Genomic DNA, 17,156 nt, shown 5'->3' with positions numbered 1-17,156 from the left:
GCCTACCGTAACGGTTGGGTGTGACTATTACGTTTCCGCACCCCTGAGTTACTAAGCGTGCTTACTTTACCCCAGATCTGGGGTAGGGAGTCGGCGATACCTCCCGCGGTGACCGGTCCCCCGGCGTTCACGTCCGACGCCGACCGTCCGGCTTTGCCGTGCAGGGCGGCTCCCAGCGCGGCAATGGCGGCCCAGCGCACGTCCGGTTCCATGCCCTCCTTACTGAAGCGTCCGACGTCGTTCCCCGCCTGGGCGAGCAGCGCACCGATGACGCCGGCCAGGACGTCCCCGCTGCCGGCAGTAGCCAGCCAGGGGGTGCCGTCTGCCTGGCTGAACACGTCGCCCGAGGGCGCGGCGACCAGGGTGGTGGCGCCCTTGAGGAGCACGGTGGCGCCGGTCAGTTCCGAGGCGCGGCGTACCGCGGCCAGGGTTCCGGCTTCCACCAGGTCCCGGTCCTCTGATCCGCCCAGGCGTTGCAGCAGCGAGGCCAGCTCTCCGGCGTGGGGGGTAAGGACCACATGCGGGCCGAGGGTTTCAGGAAGAACGGGAAGGGCGCCCGCGTCCGCAACAACGGGCAGGCCCGATTCCACGGCGTCGCGCGCCCGCTGGAGCTGCTCGTGGTGTTCGGGACCCATGCCGGAGCCCACCAGCCAGGCCTGCACGCGGTTGTCCGCAACAGCTCCGGTACTGCAGACCACCTCAGGGCAGGCCTGCCTCACCAGGTCCGCGACTTGGGGCGGGCCAAGGTAGCGGACCATCCCCACGCCCGCTGCCAGGGCGCCCCGGCAAGCCAGGACGGCGGCACCGGGATAGTCCACGGAGCCCGCAACCACGCCCAGCACGCCGCGGGAGTACTTGTGGGCACGCCGGGCAGGGTGCGGGAGCAGCAGGGCCAGGTCCCCGTCGTCGAGCCGGCGGAGCGAAGGCTGCGGCAGGTGCTCCTCGACACCGATGGGCACCACCAGCACCCGGCCGGCGTAGTCGGCGCCTGGGTCCGTGACCAGGCCGTTCTTGGCACCGCCGAAGGTGACGGTCAGGTCCGCCGGCAGCACCGGCTGGAAGACTTCCCCGGTATCGGCGTCCACACCGCTGGGAAGGTCGCACGCCACCACGAGCGCCTGTCCGCTGCCGCCTGCCAGAAGCTCGGAGACGGCGGCAACCAGGGCGGCAGCGCTCCCCCGCAGCCCGCCTTTGGCGCCTGTGCCCAGCACGGCATCAATGACGACGTCGGCGCGCGCCGCTTCTGCGGCGAGTGCAGCGGGTGCCGCCCCGTCGAGACGGTGCACCCGGCCGCCGGCGCGCTCAAAAGCAGCCAGCGCCTGCGGGTGGGCGCTGTCTCCGGTGAGCACCGCCGTCGTCCGCATGCCGCGTGCCGCCAGGAAGGAGGCGGCGTACAGCCCGTCGCCGCCGTTGTTGCCCTTGCCGGCGAGGACGGAAACATGGGCGCCGTAGATGCCCAGGCCACGGGAACGGCGTTCCCTGATGACGGCGTTGGCCAGGCCGTGGGCTGCGCGCTGCATGAGGGCGTCCCCCAGTCCGGAGGCGAGGAGTGGTTCCTCAGCCCGGCGGACCTGGGTTCCGGTGTAGGCGCTGATCACGGCGTCAGTTCCCGAGGGGGCCCGGGCAGGTTCAGCCCTCGGCCAGGACGGTGGCCGTGGCGATCCCGCCGTCGTGGCTCATGGAGAGGTGCCAGCGCTTGACGCCTTTAGCCTCGGCCACTGCCAGCACGGTGCCCTTGACCTGGACGGTGGGTCCGTTCTGGTCCAGGCCGATCCAGCAGTCCTGCCAGTTCATGCCGGCGGGTGCACCGAGGACCTTGGCAACAGCTTCCTTGGCGGCAAACCGCGCAGCCAGTGACCGGGTGTTCAGCTCGCGCTCGGCGGGAACGAACAGCCGGTCCCGGAGGCCGGGGGTGCGTTCAAGCTGGCGGCCGAACCGCTCGATGTCTACAACGTCTACGCCAATGCCAACAATCATGGCACTACTCTACGTCGACGGTCCCGGCCCACTGTGCGCAGCACGCGCGTGGCAGCCGGTTGAGACGAAGGAAGCCCCGGGCGTAAGGCCCAGGGCTTGCTTCATGAATCAGTACCGGATCAGGCCGTTACTCGACGGTGACGCTCTTGGCGAGGTTGCGGGGCTGGTCCACGTCGTAGCCCTTGGCCTGGGCCAGTTCCGCGGCGAAGATCTGCAGCGGGACCGTGGTCAGCAGGGGCATGAGCAGCGTGGGGGTTTCCGGGACGTAGAAGACGTACTCGGCGTAGGCCTTCACGGCCTCGTCCCCCTCCTCGGCGATGACCAGGGTGCGGGCGCCCCGGGCGCGGACTTCCTGGATGTTCGAGACCACCTTGGCGTGCAGGGAATCCCGGCCGCGCGGGGACGGGACCACCACGAACACCGGCTGGCCGTCATCGATCAGGGCGATCGGGCCGTGCTTGAGCTCGCCGGCGGCGAAACCCTCGGCGTGGATGTACGCGATCTCCTTCAGCTTCAGCGCACCCTCCAGCGCCACCGGGAAGCCCACGTGCCGGCCCAGGAACAGCACCGACTTCTCGTTGGCCATGGACCGGGCCAGCTCGCGCAAGGGTCCGGCGTTGTCCAGGATTTTCTGGATCTTGGCCGGGATCTTGTTCAGGTCCGCGAGGACGTCCTTGATCTGGCCGGAGAAGATGTTTCCGCGCAGCTGTGCCAAATACAGGCCCAGCAGGTACGCGGCGGTGATCTGCGCCAGGAACGCCTTGGTGGAGGCCACCGCGATCTCCGGGCCTGCGTGGGTGTAGAGCACAGCGTCGGATTCACGGGGGATGGTGGAGCCGTTGGTGTTGCAGATGGAGATGGTCTTCGCGCCCTGTTCCCGGGCGTAGCGGACGGCCATCAGGGTGTCCATGGTCTCCCCCGACTGGCTGATGGACACCACCAGGGTGTTCGCGTCCAGGATCGGGTCCCGGTAGCGGAACTCGTGCGCCAGCTCCACCTCGGTGGGGATCCGGCACCAGTTCTCGATCGCGTACTTCGCCACCATCCCCGCGTACGCGGCGGTGCCGCAGGCCAGCACGATGATCTTGTTGACCTGCTTCAACAGCTCAGGATCGATCCGGAGCTCGTCCAGGGTCAACTTGCCATTGATGTCGGAGCGGCCCAGCAGGGTCTGCGCCACGGCGTCGGGCTGGTCATGGATTTCCTTCTCCATGAACGAGCTGAATCCGCCCTTTTCCGCCGAGGCCGGGTCCCAGTCCACGTGGTATTCCTTGCCCGCAGCCGGGTTGCCGAAGAAATCGGTGATCTCCACGGTCTCCGCGGTGATGGTGACGATCTGGTCCTGGCCCAGCTCCACGGCACGGCGGGTGTAGTCGATGAACCCGGACACGTCCGAGCCCAGGAAGTTCTCGCCCTCGCCCAGGCCCACCACCAGGGGTGAGTTGCGGCGGGCGGCCACTACGACGTCGGGCTGGTCGGCGTGGACGGCCAGGAGCGTGAAGGCGCCCTCCAGACGCTGGCAGGCCAGTTCCATGGCGCGGGTCAGCCGGCCCTCAGCGGTGTCACCGGCGAGCTTGTTCCGGTAGATATCCGCCAGCAGCGCCGCGGCCACCTCGGTGTCCGTCTCAGACAGGAAAGTCACGCCCTTGTCCAGCAGCTCAAGCTTGAGTTCGGCGAAGTTTTCAATGATGCCGTTGTGGATCACGGCGAGCTTGCCGCCATCGGCCAAGTGGGGGTGCGCGTTGCGGTCCGTCGGCCCGCCGTGCGTGGCCCACCGGGTGTGGCCGATGCCCGTCACCGTCTCCGGCAGCGGGTGCGCCTCGAGCTCGGCGATCAGGTTGCTCAGCTTCCCGGACTTCTTCCGCGATTCGATCGCGCCCTTGGACACGACGGCGACCCCGGCGGAGTCGTAGCCCCGGTACTCCAGGCGGCGAAGGCCTTCAAGAACAACATCCAGCGCGCTGTGACCGGCAATTCCGCCGTCGACTGAACGGCCCACATATCCCACGATTCCACACATAGGCTCAAGACTATCGGCAGGGGCACCCCAGATCTAAACCGGCAGCGTCCCTGCAGGAGCAGAATATTGCGGCTGCCGCCGCGCGCAGGCCGTGCTCCATTTCGCTATGTGCCGGGCGGGGGGCAGAATCTCTAGAGTGACTTTGCAACGCAACGAGGCGAACGGGGAGGGTGTCTCCCCGTTCGTCGAGCTGGACCGGCAGACCTGGTCCAGGCTCGCAGATGAGATGGAGCAGCCTCTCAACCAAGAGGACATCATCCGTCTCCGTGGCCTCGGGGACCCCCTGGACATGAGGGAGATCCGCGAGGTCTACCTTCCGCTTTCCAGGCTCCTGCACCTGTATGTGGAGGCTGCCGGGCAGCTGCACGCCGCCACCACTACGTTCCTGGGTGAACACACCCAGCGCACGCCGTTTGTGATCGGCGTGGCTGGGTCTGTTGCCGTGGGCAAGTCCACCATTGCCCGCGTGCTGCGTGAAATGCTGCGGCGCTGGCCCGGAACCCCCAATGTGGAACTCATCACCACGGACGGCTTCCTCTACCCCCTGGCTGAGCTCAAGCGGCGCCAGCTGCTGGAGCGCAAGGGTTTCCCGGAGTCCTATGACCGCAGGGCGCTGCTCCGTTTCGTGAGCGAGATCAAAAGCGGCGCCGAGGAAGTGCGCGCCCCCTGGTACTCTCACGTGACGTACGACATCGTTCCGGGCAAGGAGGTGGTGGTCCGCCGGCCTGACGTTTTGATCGTGGAGGGCCTGAACGTGCTGGCTCCGGCGCGTCCGCGGCACGACGGCCGGCAGGGCCTGGCGCTGAGCGACTTCTTCGATTTCTCCATCTACGTGGATGCCAAGACCTCCTACATCGAGGAATGGTACGTGGACCGGTTCCGCAAGCTGCGCAGCACTGCGTTCGCGCAGCCGGAGTCCTACTTCCACCGGTACGCCACCCTGTCCGACGAAGAGGCGGAGACTACGGCGCGGGACATCTGGAAGCGCATCAACGAGCCCAACCTTGAGGAGAACGTCCTTCCCACCCGGGGACGTGCGCAGCTGGTGCTCACCAAGGAGGCGGACCATTCGATCCGCCGCATGCTGCTCCGGAAGGTTTAACACAGGTGTGCCAGGACTGCTCCCCTGTTTCCGGGCAGGCGGCGAGCCGGCGAAGTTTCACGCGCTTCCTCGCTGCGGGCGCCGGACTCACTGTCCTGGCAGCCTGCACACCGGAGGCACCCAGCGCCGTGCCGCCGTCGTCGGCCCCTGCCTCCGCTCCGGCACCTGCCACGGTGGCCGCCACGCCCACCCCGGAAATTACGACGGCGGCGCCCGCCACAGAGGCCGCGGCACCGGCCGCGCCGTCCCCCACGCCGTCGCCCTCGGCTGCGTTGCCGCGGCAGTTCTCCCTCACTGATCCGGCCAGCCCCTGGCTGATCGTGAACAAGCACCGGCCGCTGGTGCCGGCGGATTACCTCCCGGCTGACCTGGTGCGTCCCGCCGTTGCCATGACTGCTTCCGGTGAGGCGTCGTTGTTGAACAGCACGGCGGCGGCTGCTGCGGAAGCAATGTTCGCGGCGGCCGCGCGGGACGGTGTGGCGATGGTCCTGGCCAGCGGATACCGCTCATACACCACCCAGGTGGCCACGTACAACGGGTATGTTGCCGCCCGCGGCCAGGCCGATGCGGACACGGCCAGCGCCAGGCCCGGCTATTCGGAGCACCAGACGGGCTGGGCCTTCGACATTGCCGACGGCAACGGCGCCTGCGGGTTCCAGCCGTGCTTCGCGGACCAGCCCTCGGCCGTCTGGGCCAAGGCGAATGGGCACCGGTTCGGGTTCGTGGTGCGGTACCCGTGGATGTTCCACCCGATCACGGGCTACTACTACGAGCCGTGGCACCTGCGGTACATCGGGGTGGAGGCGGCCACGGACATGGTGAACCGGGGCATCAACACGGTGGAGGAGTATTTCGGCGTGGAGCCGGCTCCGGCGTATCCGTAGGGCTGTGCGCACGCCCCGGCGGTACGATCGGCAGGCTGGCTTAGTTCGCGACACGGACAACTAATTTACTTGGCTGTCACGTTCGGCTCACCCGGGTGCGCTAGCTTGGTCCGTATGTTGACAGGATTCAAGAATTTCATCATGAAGGGCAACGTCGTAGACCTTGCCGTCGCCGTCGTGATGGGTGCCGCTTTTGGCGCTGTCGTGACCTCCATTGTCGAGGGCCTGCTCACACCCCTGATCGGGCTCCTTTTCCAGGCGAAAGGCATCGAGGAGATGCAGTGGGAGGGGTTCCTGTATGGACAGGTCATCTCCTCCATCATCTCGTTCGTGCTGATCGCCGCCGCGATCTACTTCGTGGTCATCATGCCCATGAACCACATGATCGAACGCCGCAACCGCAGGCTGGGAATTAACACCGACGTCAAGGAAGAAGCGGACGAGGATCCGCAGATCGCCCTGCTCACCGAGATCCGGGACGCGCTGAAGAGCCGTTCCTAAACCTTCATCACCGAAAGTGGCCCGTTTCCTTCCCGGAAACGGGCCACTTTTTTGTTTGCTGGTTACTCGCTGACCAGTTCCAGGGCGAGTTCGGCGCGGACCACTTGGGCCAGGTGCTCGGCGATGGAGTGGGCGGTTTCTTCGTCCGCGGCCTCCACCATTACGCGCACTACGGGTTCCGTGCCGGAAGGGCGGAGCAGGACACGACCGGTGTCGCCCAGTGCGGCTTCCGCTGCCGCCACGGCCTGGGCGAGGACCTCGTTGCTTCCCGCCCTGGTGCGGTCCACGCCCTTGACGTTGATGAGGACCTGGGGAAGCTTGGTCATCACCGTGGCGAGTTCCTTGAGCGGCTTTCCGGTCAGGGCGATCTGGGCGGCGAGCTGCAGTCCTGTGAGGACGCCATCGCCGGTGGTGGCGTAGTCGGCGAAGATCACATGGCCGGACTGTTCCCCGCCAAGGTTGAAGCCGCCGTCGCGCATCTCTTCCAGCACGTAGCGGTCCCCCACTGCCGTTTCGCGGATGGTGATACCGGCCTGGCGGAGGGCGATCTTCAGGCCGAGGTTGCTCATGACGGTGGCCACCAGGACGTCGTCCTTAAGCTTTCCGGACTTTTTCAAGGCAACGGCGAGGATGGCCATGATCTGGTCGCCGTCCACCACGTTGCCCTCGTGGTCCACGGCGAGGCAGCGGTCGGCGTCGCCGTCGTGGGCAATTCCCAGGTTGGCGCCGTACTTCAGCACAGCCTCCTTGAGCGGGCCAAGGTGGGTGGAGCCGACGCCGTCGTTGATGTTGTGGCCGTCCGGTTCAGCCCCGATGACGATGACGTCTGCGCCGGCGTCCTTGAACACCTGGGGCGAGCAGCCGCTGGCGGCACCGTGGGCGCAGTCCAGGACCACCCGGATGCCCTCCAGGTTGTGCGGGAGGGTGCCCAGGAGGTGGACGATGTAGCGGTCCTCGGCGTCGGAGAAGCGCTGGATGCGGCCCACGTCCGAGCCGACCGGGCGCACCGCTTCCTTGGACATCTGGGCCTCAATGGCGTCCTCGACGTCATCCGGGAGTTTCTGGCCGCCGCGGGCGAAAAACTTGATGCCGTTGTCCGGTGCGGGGTTGTGGGAGGCGGAGATCATCACGCCGAAATCCGCGTCCAGGTCTGCAACCAGGTAGGCCGCCGCGGGCGTGGGGAGGACGCCGGCGTCGTAGACGTCAATGCCGGAGCTGGACAGCCCGGCCTCCACGGCGGCGGCGATGAATTCGCCGCTGGCGCGCGGGTCACGGGCCACCACGGCGCGGGGCCGCGTTCCGTTGGAGTTGCGGTCGTGGCCGAGCACGACGGCGGCCGCCTGGGCCAGCTGCATTGCCAGCTCCGCCGTCAACAGACCGTTCGCCAGGCCCCGGACACCATCAGTTCCAAATAATCTAGACACCGGTCAAGTCTAGAGGATGGGCAGCGCAGCACCTGCGTAGCCCGGCAGTCCAGACTGCTTCTACTTGGTGAGTACCTGCGTTCCAGCAAGGGCAATTACTGGGACTACTTGGTTCTTTTCGTTGTTACCTGTCTTTCCCCAAAAGCCTCGCCATGGCTATTTCGGCACCCCTACGATCCAATGCATGACACCTAGCTATGGGGGCTTGGCGCTCGAAATTGTTGTACCGGTCTTTAACGAGGAAGCGGTACTCGAAAACAGCATCACAAGGCTCGCCGAATACTTGACGCACGAAATGCCGTCGACGTGGAAAATAACCATCGCCGATAATGCAAGCACCGATCGGACTCCGGTGATTGCCGCTCGACTCAGCGAGCACATGCCGAATGTTGAGTATCGCCGCCTTGACGTCAAAGGGCGCGGATACGCCCTGAGGGATGCCTGGGGCGCTTCCGACGCGAAGGTCCTTGCTTATCTGGACGTGGACCTTTCCACAGATCTGGCCGCGCTGCTGCCCTTGGTCGCTCCGTTGTTGTCCGGGCATTCCGACATTTCTATTGGCACTCGTCTGGGCCAAAGTTCCCGTGTAAGCAGGGGTCCCAAACGCGAATTCATTTCAAGGTCCTACAACTTCCTTCTCCGGCGGACCATGCAGGTACGTTTCTCGGATGCCCAGTGCGGTTTCAAAGCGATCCGCGCTGACGTTGCGAAGCGCCTCCTCCCCCATGTGGAGGACAACGGGTGGTTCTTTGATACGGAGCTCCTGATCATTGCCGAGCGCTCCGGACTGCGCATACATGAAATTCCTGTCGATTGGGTGGATGACCCGGACAGCCGTGTTGACATTAAGCAGACCGCTCTCGACGATTTGCGGGGCATGGTGCGTGTCGCCGGTTCTCTGGTGAAAGGGGTAATTCCGGTAGCGGCGATATACGCCGAGTTGGGTCGCCGTCCAATAGTGCCGTCGGGCCGACCCAGCTTCTTTGGCCAGGTTCTTCGTTTTGGACTGGTGGGGGCTGTCTCCACGCTTGCTTTCGCCTTGCTTTACCTCATTTTCCAAGGCCCCTTCGGGGCGCAGGAGGCCAACTTCCTGGCCCTCCTTCTGACGGCTGTGGGCAACACTGCCGCGAACCGCAGGTTCACCTTCGGGATAAGTGGCCCTGCGAAGTTGTTCACACAACAGTTTCAGGGCTTGATCGTTTTTCTACTGGCTTGGACCATAACGTCCTCGTCGTTGCTGATTCTCCATGCAGCGAGCCCTGACGCGGCCCCAAATCTGGAACTTTTGACGCTGACAGCCGCCAATATCTTTGCCACTCTGATGCGGTTTGTCCTCCTCCGGCTCTGGGTGTTCCGGGTGCGGCGCATTGACGGTCGTTCCAGAGTCTCGGTTTCGTCCAGCCTTGCGCCGACCGGACGCGTCCTGTGAGCGCGGTTCTCGACGGCCCCGCAGCGAAGGATGCAGAGCACCTGGGGGGCATAAGGCCAGGACGCGGGAAAGCAGCCACGCCAGCTCATTACATCTTCTCGCTGGTGTGCAGGTTCGTGCGCGGTCCGGAACAAGACGAACAGTGGGAGCGGCCCGCGCTCTTGGCCCTACTCGGCGGCACAGCCGTGCTGTTCCTGTGGGGACTGGACGCCAACGGATGGGCAAACCCTTACTACTCAGCTGCAGCGCAAGCCGGCTCACAGGATTGGAAGGCATTCTTCTTCGGGTCCTTTGAATGGGGCAACCTCATCACCGTTGACAAGACCCCTCTCAGCATCTGGGTCATGTCTCTCTCCGTGCGGCTCTTTGGCCTCAGCAGCTGGAGCATACTTGTGCCTCAGGCATTGATGGGTGTTACTACCAGCTACTTGATCTACAGGGTAATTCGACGTGGTTTTGGCCCACGAACGGCTCTCTTCGGCGCCGCTGTTTATGCCACAACCCCTGTGGTGGTCCTAATGTCCCGTTTCAACAACCCAGAACCGCTGATGGGGCTTCTAACCGTGGCTTGCGTCCTTGTGACACTCAAAGCCATGGAGTCCGGCCGGCTGCGGACCTTCGCCTTGGCAGGGTTCCTCCTGGGGCTGGCATTCATGGCCAAGCAGGTTCAGGCCCTATTGGTGGTTCCAGCCCTCTGCGCGGCAGTGATGGTGTTCAGCAACGGTCGGCTCTGGCAGCGCACACACCAGCTCTTGATGTCAGCTGGCATGTTCGTTGCAACAGGTGGCGCATGGTTGGTCGCAGCGGATCTAACTCCTGCCGCCGAGCGGCCTTTCATAGGGGGTTCAACAACTAACAGCGCCCTAGAACTCACACTGAACTACAACGGGTTGGCTCGTTTCATTCACATTCCATTGAACGCCGAGGGGGGACGAGCCACGGCGGCGGACGAGACGGCCCCGTACGACGGGGGCATTCGACGCATATTCAACGGCAACTTTGCGCCAGAGATTGGCTGGTTGCTGTTCACCGCTATCGTTTGCTGCCTCATTGTTGTGGTTCTGTTCAGGTCACTCGACTTCTCCAGTCAACAGCGAAATCTTGCAGTGGTTGCATCGGCTTGGTTCGCCACGGTTTTTTTGGTGCTCTGCTTTATGGGCACCATGATTCATACCTATTACACGTACGCGTTGGGCGCGCCGATGGCTCTTATAGTGGCCATAGGATTGTCTGGCCTGTGGCATCTTCGTCACCGTCCGGCACTCCGCCTACTTGGCGCTCTGCTTGTCGGCGCATCGACCTACATGGCTTTGAGGGTGATGCAGTATAGCGATCAGTGGCCGACGTGGGTTTACGCTGTCCTGGTGGGGTTGGGCCTGGTAGCAGCTCTCACTTGGTTCTTGCCGACCCGATCTGGTCTTCCCCGTTTCTTTTCTGCAGGTGCCGTCACGCTCTGCCTCCTGTTGGCACCTCTTGCAGTCAATCTATACACCCTGGCTACCCCCCAAAAAGGGACCAATCCGCAGTCCGGGCCGTTGGGCAATGACGCGACCTCGATGTCTCAGCTCATGGTTTCCGTCAAAGCAGGGCAACCTCCCTGGGCGCAGCAAACAGCCATGGGAGCACTGCCTTCTCCTGCGGTCGTTGATCTTCTCCGCAAAGACACCGCCGCCCAGAAGTGGGCGGCTGCCACCTATTCTGCACAGAACGCTGCCCTCTACCAGATCGATTCCGGCCGCCCTGTCATCCCTTTGGGTGGTTGGCTTGGGACCGATCCCGCACCCACTTTGGAACAGTTTCAGCGCCTGGTGTCAAAAGGCCAAATTGGGTACTTTATCTGGCAGCAGGACCTGCTGGACCGTGGAGAACTAAGTTCGGAGACACTCAGCATTACCGAATGGGTCCGCAGCCACTTCAGGAAGCAGGTGGTCGACGGTGTCCAACTCTACGACCTCAGAAATTAGGCGACGGAGATCCCGATCACGAGCCTCTTTCACCGGCGTCGGCGCGGGCTATTGGACCCCCGTAATTAGCTTATGGCGGGGACATCGGCAGGATCCTGTCTGGGAACGTCCGACTTTACTTTCGTTATTAGCTCTTAATGCGGTGCTATACGGCTGGAACTTGGGTACAAACGGTTTCGCGAACAACTACTACAGTGCTGCCGTGCAATCCGGAATGATGGATCCCAAGGCGTTCTTTTTCGGATCCTCCGATTGGGGAAATTCGATTACGGTCGACAAGCCGCCACTAAGCCTCTGGGTCATGGGGCTATCTGTACGGCTATTCGGCTTCAGCCCTACGGCCATCTTGCTACCTCAAGTTGTCATGGGCGTTGGGACAACACTGCTGATCTACTTGATCCTAAGGCGACGCGTCTCGGCTGTGGCTTCACTCTTCGGAGCAGCCGTGTTCTTCACGACACCAATAATCACCCTCATGTCGCGCTACAACAATCCCGATCCCCTCATGTTGCTGCTCATGGTGTCCGCTTTTTGGTGCGTAATGCGCAGCATTGAATCCGGGCAGGGGCGGTTCTTCGTGATAGCTGGAGTCCTTTTAGGGTTGGCCTTCATGACTAAACAACTGCAAGGACTGCTGAATGTTCCCGCCTTGGGTTTGGCCTTTTTACTGTTGAGCCCTCAAATTTGGCCGAAGCGCTTAGCAACGGCAGCGGCGGGCACGGGCGCATTGATAGTCACCGGCGGTTTGTGGATGACAATCGTGGATCAAATTCCCGCGGATGTCCGGCCCTATGTGGGAGGTTCCCCCTCAAACAGCGTGCTTGAACTCACCTTTGCTTATAACGGCGTGGAGAGGATCTCTGGAGGTGAGACAACTCCAAGAGTCATGCAAGCACCCAGCGAGTACAGCTCCGTTGCTAGTGATGCCGGCCTCTTCAGACTGCTGAACGTGAACTACAACCAGGAAGCTACTTGGTTCCTCTTCGTGGGAATTCTGGCGGTATTCATGCTCGCCTTCCGCTGGAAAGACTTCTATAGAACACCTGTACTAAGTGCCTTGTCCTTGGCAGCCGTGGTCTGGATGTGTACTGCATTTGCTCTCCTCAGCTTTATGGGGAACCAAATCCACACTTACTACACAGCCGCGCTTGCACCGCCTCTAGCCATAGTCTTGAGCGTCACTTTGGACAACCTCATCGTCAACCGCAAGTCGGTTCGGCTCCGCATAGTCGGGGCCACGTTAGCCCTCGTGGGCCTACTCACAACCTGGCTGATAATGTCAGGAACCAGTGGCTGGCCCGAGTGGCTTCCCTCTGCTGTCCTCGGAGTTGGAATCACGGCCACCGCCGCGTTGGTCATCGAGCCACCGGCACGCAAGATTGAATCAGCCGCAGCAGGCCTCCTTGCGGTGTCGTTGCTGTTTGGACCAACAGCTACCTCTATTCACAATGTGACGCTCGGATTCAGTGGCTCCAACCCACTCTCGGGGATGGTAACGAAAAACCCAACTGGCATCAGTCACTTCTTGAAGAGGCTAAATGAAAACGATCCGGTGTGGGCCCACGACCTAGTTCTCGGGCGTTTACCAGACAGGCCACTTGTAGATGCCCTGAACGGAACACAGGACTGCACTTGGGCTGCGGCTACTTACGCAGCCCAAACCGCTGCGCGCCTCCAGCTTGAGTCAGTACGGCCTGTCATGCCGATAGGCGGCTTTGCTGGGCACGACCCGTCCCCGACGCTTGAAGAATTTCAGGAAAAAGTCGCGGGCGGAGAAATATGCTACTTCGTCGAACAGGAAGCTTTGATCGAAGTCCAGGAGGCTGAGTGGACGTCCAGTGCCATCTCCCGCTGGGTGCACAGAAACTACTCCCCCGAACGCCTCGGGAACACTACCGTTTATCGGCTTCTCAAAGACTGACAGACAACACGCACAAAAGCCCGCCCCGCCAATGGCGGGACGGGCTTCTGTGTAAGCGGGGGTTAGCGCTTGGAGTACTGCTGAGCCTTGCGGGCCTTCTTGAGACCGGCCTTCTTACGCTCGATAACGCGGGCGTCGCGAGACAGGTAACCGGCCTTCTTCAGGGTGGCGCGGTTGTTCTCGACGTCGATCTCGTTCAGCGAACGGGCGATGCCGAGGCGCAGTGCGCCGGCCTGGCCGGAGATGCCGCCGCCGTGGATGCGGGCGATGACATCGTAGGCGCCTTCGAGATCAAGGATCTTGAAGGGCTCGTTGACGTCCTGCTGGTGCAGCTTGTTCGGGAAGTAGTTGTCCAGCGCACGGCCGTTGATGGTCCACTTACCGGAGCCGGGGACGACGCGAACACGTGCAACGGCTTCCTTGCGGCGGCCAACAGCTGCACCGGCAACGGTCAGGGCCGGGCGCTCCTTCTTCGGCGCAGCGGCGTCAGCAGCTGAGCTTTCAGAGGTGTAGCTGGTCAGGGTTTCCTCAGCCTCAACGGCTTCGGTGGTCTCTTCGTTCTGAGCCACGATTCTCCTTGTATAGATAAGTTGTTTGGTGGCCAGGACTACTGGGCGACCTGGGTGATTTCGAAAGTCTTGGGCTGCTGGGCGGCGTGCGGGTGCTCAGCACCGCGGTATACCTTCAGCTTGCCCAGCTGCTGGGCAGCGAGGGAGTTCTTCGGGAGCATGCCCTTGATGGCCTTCTCCACGGCGCGGACCGGGTTGGATTCCAGGAGTTCCGCGTAGTTGACGGAGGTCAGGCCGCCCGGGTAGCCGGAGTGGCGGTATGCGCGCTTCTGCTCCAGCTTGGCGCCGGTGAGGGCAACCTTTTCGGCGTTGATGATGATGACGAAGTCGCCCATGTCCATGTGGGACGCAAAGGTGGCCTTGTGCTTGCCGCGCAGCAGGATTGCGGTCTGGCTCGCGAGACGACCAAGGACAACGTCTGTGGCGTCAATGACGTGCCACTGGCGGTTGATATCGCCGGGCTTCGGGGTGTACGTACGCACGGTGTTTGCCTCGTTCTTGTTCTGGCGTTCTTGTTTAGGTGTCACTAGCTCGTGCACCTACTATCTGCGCGCTACCGGAACAGAGGTGAGGGCTCTATGTAACCAGTCATCCTGTGGTTCCGAATGTGCACGTTGAGTAGTTATCCTGCAACCGGATTCTCAAGCGGGCACGCACCATCGGAATAGGACACGCACAACGACTCCCAAGATTAGCGTGTTAAGGGCTTCAGGGTCAAAATGGGGGAGCCGGAGGTTGCCCAAGTGCCTGCCGGCCTGACGGACGCAGGGGGTCGCGTGGTTGCATCAGGAATGGACGGTTCCGCCGGGTTGCTCCTGGTCGTCTCAGCCACCCTCTTAGGTCTGGCCTTATCTCCTCTTACCGAAAGCGCTATTGCACGGCGGCTTCCGCGGCTGGGCTGTCGTAATACCGCACCCATAAGGATTACGACGGCGGTACTTACCGGCATTCTGTGCGGCGCCTTTACTTGGCGGCTAGGAATGGATCTTTCTCTCCCCGCATTTATTTTTCTGGCGGTCATCGGCGTTCAGCTGTCGCGGATCGATATCGCGCTGCATCTGCTGCCCAACCCGCTCGTACTCATACTTCTCGCCGGCGGCTTCTTTCTCTTGCTAATGCCAGGGCTGCTTAACCTGCAGGCCGATAACCTGCTTCGCTCGGTACTAGGAGCCCTGATTTTGTTTGCCGGTTACCTTATCCTGGGCCTTATCTCCCCCGGCGCCATCGGAATGGGCGACGTAAAGCTCGCTGCACCAGTGGGCCTGTACCTCGGGTACCTAGGCTGGGGCCAACTGCTGTACGGCGGTCTCCTCTGCTTCATCTTTAACGGCCTTGTTACAGTCGCAGTCCTGAGCAAAAAAGGCCGGAAAGAAGCCACGGAAGTAGCTCACGGGCCCTCCATGCTCGGCGCCTTGGCGGGCACCTTGCTCTTCCTCCGGTAACCGGGCTCTGGGAACCTTTAGGCTTTGCCCCTCCTCACAAACACCGCCCTCCAAGTAGCGGACCCATGTACTCGCATACCTGCCTGAGTACTGTCGCCCACTTTCGAGTACGTACTTTTGGCGCACCTTGAAAAAGTCGAGTACCACTACGCATTGTTGCCCTCACCCCCCGAATGACAATCTCTTATTAGCGAAGTCCAGCCGCTAGGGAATTATGGGGGCAGCTGGAAATTCGTTGAAATCAAACAAATCCAATTTCACCGAATTTAAGGAAATTACAATGACTTCTCTCATGGTCTCAATGACTGCTTTCATCGCCGGTATCAAGGAGCGCTTCGAATCCGAGAAGGGCGCAACTGCGACGGAGTACTCACTGCTGGTAGGACTTATTGCCCTTGTCCTTGTCGCCGGCGTCGGATTCTTCGGCGGAGAGCTGGACAAGTGGTTCAGCACCCTGGGCACCACGGTCGGCACCTGGTAGTCCAAAAGTTCACGGTGTGCCGCGCCATATTGCGCGGCACACCGTACTCATCTCAGCCGAAATTAGTCCAAGGGGTTCCTTTGAAACGCAGGCACAGCAGTCCGCCGGATGAAGAACGAGGTGCGGTGGCCGTCGAATTCGCTCTCATTGCTCCGATCCTCCTCGCTTTGATCATCGCCATCGTTGAGTTCGCAAACGCCTACAACATTCAAGTGTCGGTGACGCAAGCGTCTCGCGAGGCAGCCAGGACTATGGCCATCACGAAGGACTCAGCGCAAGCAACGGCTGCCGGCAAAGCCGGTGCTCCTTCGATTAACACCGGCCTGCTGACGTTCGACTATTCCGCGGCAGGTTGCCCTGCCACCACGCCCGCTCCAAACGCGACTGTCACCGTGACTTACACCGGTACCTCGCTCACGGGGTTTTTCGGGTCCTCATTGACCCTGACAGGTAAAGGAGCCATGCAATGCGGTGGCTAACTTCAAAATATAAGTTTCCTGAGCCAGATGAACAGGGCGCCGCGGGAGTGACAGTTGCTGTCATGATGGTGGTGCTCATTGGAGTTGGTGCCGTAGCCGTCGATGTTGGCCAGATATATGCGGAACGGGCGCAACTTCAGAATGGCGCCGACGCCGGGGCGCTGGCTGTCGCAGAGAGTTGTGACCCCGGGCCTTGCACAACTTCGCTGGCTGGCCCTTTGGCCAACGCCAACTCCAACGACGGTCTAAGTGATGCCACAGTCGACCTTAGTGTCGCCGGGCAGGTGACTGTAACTACGTCAACCAAAAGCGGGTCCTCTAGCTTCCTGACAAAGATGTTTGCCAGTGCCCTCAACGCGGGGCCCGTGACGGTCGGAGCGACCTCAACGGCTGCTTGGGGTTCGCCAGGATCCGGTCCCGCAGCTCTGCCGCTGACCTTCGCGCCGTGTCAGTTCGACGTAGACGGAGCCATCCACACAATCCTCACGCACGGCAGCGAAAGCTGTGTGAGCGACAGTCCTTCGGGAGCGCCAATCCCGGGCGGCTTCGAATGGCTCATCCCGGATTCCGGCGAATGCGAGGCAACCGTGCATCCGGATGACACGACGACAGCCGGTGTTGTAGATCCGTACGCAATATCAAAAACGGGCCTAAGTTTCCCATCGGAATGCAAGGACCTCATACCTACGTACCTGAACCAGGTAATCCTGTTTCCTGTCTTCTCATCCGTCGTAGGAACGGGCGCTAACGCGAAGTATTACATCAAAGGCTATGCAGCCTTCCTGCTCTTGGGCTACAGCTTTCCTGGATCAACTGGGGGCGATCAAACGGGCCTCGGGGGAACGAACCGCGGAGTTCGGGGAAAGTTTGTCAGCTGGGTCGCCGATCCGGCGTTATACGGCGGTGGCGGTTATTCCGGCGGAGGCGCCGAACTGCCACCACACCTCGTGAAGTAGAAATCCA

The 17,156-nt window shown here is 62.2% G+C and carries 16 protein-coding genes; 10 read left to right on the top strand and 6 right to left on the bottom strand.

Annotation, left to right across the window (positions count from 1 at the left end):
• Nucleotides 1-2 precede the first annotated feature (2 nt).
• The 3 genes from NFU08_RS08555 to glmS form a co-directional block, all read right to left on the bottom strand.
• Nucleotides 3-1,598 (bottom strand): NAD(P)H-hydrate dehydratase, encoded by a 1,596-nt coding sequence (locus NFU08_RS08555; protein WP_251422216.1) that lies wholly within the window; start codon nucleotides 1,596-1,598, stop codon nucleotides 3-5.
• Nucleotides 1,599-1,629: 31 nt separating this feature from the next.
• Entirely contained in the window at nucleotides 1,630-1,977 is a 348-nt protein-coding gene (locus NFU08_RS08550; protein ID WP_066277757.1) for a holo-ACP synthase, read from the bottom strand.
• A 127-nt stretch (nucleotides 1,978-2,104) separates the two neighbouring features.
• Entirely contained in the window at nucleotides 2,105-3,997 is a 1,893-nt protein-coding gene (glmS, locus tag NFU08_RS08545; protein WP_251422213.1) for a glutamine--fructose-6-phosphate transaminase (isomerizing), read from the bottom strand.
• A gap of 106 nt (nucleotides 3,998-4,103) precedes the next feature.
• On the opposite strand from glmS, the gene coaA reads away from it, so the two are divergent.
• The 3 genes from coaA (at nucleotide 4,104) to mscL (ending at nucleotide 6,484) form a co-directional block, all read left to right on the top strand.
• On the top strand, nucleotides 4,104-5,099 hold the full coding sequence (gene coaA / locus NFU08_RS08540; protein WP_174176629.1) for a type I pantothenate kinase: 996 nt from the start codon (nucleotides 4,104-4,106) through the stop codon (nucleotides 5,097-5,099).
• 5 nt (nucleotides 5,100-5,104) lie between these two features.
• The gene (locus tag NFU08_RS08535) at nucleotides 5,105-5,983 is read left to right on the top strand and encodes a D-alanyl-D-alanine carboxypeptidase family protein (protein ID WP_251422210.1); all 879 of its coding nucleotides are present in this window, start codon (nucleotides 5,105-5,107) and stop codon (nucleotides 5,981-5,983) included.
• A gap of 114 nt (nucleotides 5,984-6,097) precedes the next feature.
• On the top strand, nucleotides 6,098-6,484 hold the full coding sequence (gene mscL, locus NFU08_RS08530; protein ID WP_174176633.1) for a large conductance mechanosensitive channel protein MscL: 387 nt from the start codon (nucleotides 6,098-6,100) through the stop codon (nucleotides 6,482-6,484).
• A gap of 62 nt (nucleotides 6,485-6,546) precedes the next feature.
• Here the strand turns inward: mscL and glmM are convergent, their stop codons facing one another.
• Complete coding sequence (gene glmM, locus NFU08_RS08525) at nucleotides 6,547-7,908, bottom strand: phosphoglucosamine mutase (protein ID WP_251422207.1); 1,362 nt, start codon at nucleotides 7,906-7,908, stop codon at nucleotides 6,547-6,549.
• 184 nt (nucleotides 7,909-8,092) lie between these two features.
• Between glmM and NFU08_RS08520 the strand changes: the two genes are divergently transcribed.
• From NFU08_RS08520 to NFU08_RS08510, 3 genes are all read left to right on the top strand, one after another.
• The gene (locus tag NFU08_RS08520) at nucleotides 8,093-9,337 is read left to right on the top strand and encodes a bifunctional glycosyltransferase family 2/GtrA family protein (protein ID WP_251422204.1); all 1,245 of its coding nucleotides are present in this window, start codon (nucleotides 8,093-8,095) and stop codon (nucleotides 9,335-9,337) included.
• Nucleotides 9,334-11,301 carry a glycosyltransferase family 39 protein gene (locus NFU08_RS08515; RefSeq protein WP_251422201.1) on the top strand — a complete coding sequence of 656 codons (1,968 nt, stop codon included), beginning with the start codon at nucleotides 9,334-9,336 and terminating at the stop codon, nucleotides 11,299-11,301. The genes NFU08_RS08520 and NFU08_RS08515 overlap by 4 nt, the downstream gene beginning before the upstream one ends.
• Before the next feature lie 202 nt (nucleotides 11,302-11,503).
• Nucleotides 11,504-13,222: a glycosyltransferase family 39 protein gene (locus NFU08_RS08510; RefSeq protein ID WP_251422198.1), complete on the top strand. Its 1,719-nt coding sequence runs from the start codon at nucleotides 11,504-11,506 to the stop codon at nucleotides 13,220-13,222.
• Between the two features lie 62 nt (nucleotides 13,223-13,284).
• Here the strand turns inward: NFU08_RS08510 and rpsI are convergent, their stop codons facing one another.
• Together rpsI and rplM are read right to left on the bottom strand one after the other, a co-directional pair.
• Nucleotides 13,285-13,791, bottom strand: a complete 507-nt coding sequence (gene rpsI / locus NFU08_RS08505; RefSeq protein ID WP_050684362.1) for a 30S ribosomal protein S9 — start codon at nucleotides 13,789-13,791, stop codon at nucleotides 13,285-13,287.
• 38 nt (nucleotides 13,792-13,829) lie between these two features.
• Complete coding sequence (rplM, locus tag NFU08_RS08500) at nucleotides 13,830-14,273, bottom strand: 50S ribosomal protein L13 (RefSeq protein ID WP_015937805.1); 444 nt, start codon at nucleotides 14,271-14,273, stop codon at nucleotides 13,830-13,832.
• Between the two features lie 498 nt (nucleotides 14,274-14,771).
• Between rplM and NFU08_RS08495 the strand changes: the two genes are divergently transcribed.
• The 4 genes from NFU08_RS08495 (at nucleotide 14,772) to NFU08_RS08480 (ending at nucleotide 17,149) form a co-directional block, all read left to right on the top strand.
• Nucleotides 14,772-15,233, top strand: coding sequence for a prepilin peptidase (locus NFU08_RS08495; RefSeq protein ID WP_309296835.1), 462 nt, complete (start codon nucleotides 14,772-14,774; stop codon nucleotides 15,231-15,233).
• Nucleotides 15,234-15,513: 280 nt separating this feature from the next.
• Nucleotides 15,514-15,714 carry a Flp family type IVb pilin gene (locus tag NFU08_RS08490; protein WP_174176660.1) on the top strand — a complete coding sequence of 67 codons (201 nt, stop codon included), beginning with the start codon at nucleotides 15,514-15,516 and terminating at the stop codon, nucleotides 15,712-15,714.
• 80 nt (nucleotides 15,715-15,794) lie between these two features.
• Nucleotides 15,795-16,193 carry a TadE/TadG family type IV pilus assembly protein gene (locus tag NFU08_RS08485; RefSeq protein ID WP_174176662.1) on the top strand — a complete coding sequence of 133 codons (399 nt, stop codon included), beginning with the start codon at nucleotides 15,795-15,797 and terminating at the stop codon, nucleotides 16,191-16,193.
• On the top strand, nucleotides 16,181-17,149 hold the full coding sequence (locus NFU08_RS08480; RefSeq protein WP_174176664.1) for a Tad domain-containing protein: 969 nt from the start codon (nucleotides 16,181-16,183) through the stop codon (nucleotides 17,147-17,149). The genes NFU08_RS08485 and NFU08_RS08480 overlap by 13 nt, the downstream gene beginning before the upstream one ends.
• The last annotated feature ends 7 nt before the right edge of the window (nucleotides 17,150-17,156 follow it).

The organism is Pseudarthrobacter sp. NCCP-2145, from assembly GCF_023708005.1.
GTDB classification, from domain to species: Bacteria; Actinomycetota; Actinomycetes; order Actinomycetales; family Micrococcaceae; genus Arthrobacter; species Arthrobacter oxydans.
This window is presented reverse-complemented; position numbering and strand designations above follow the sequence as displayed.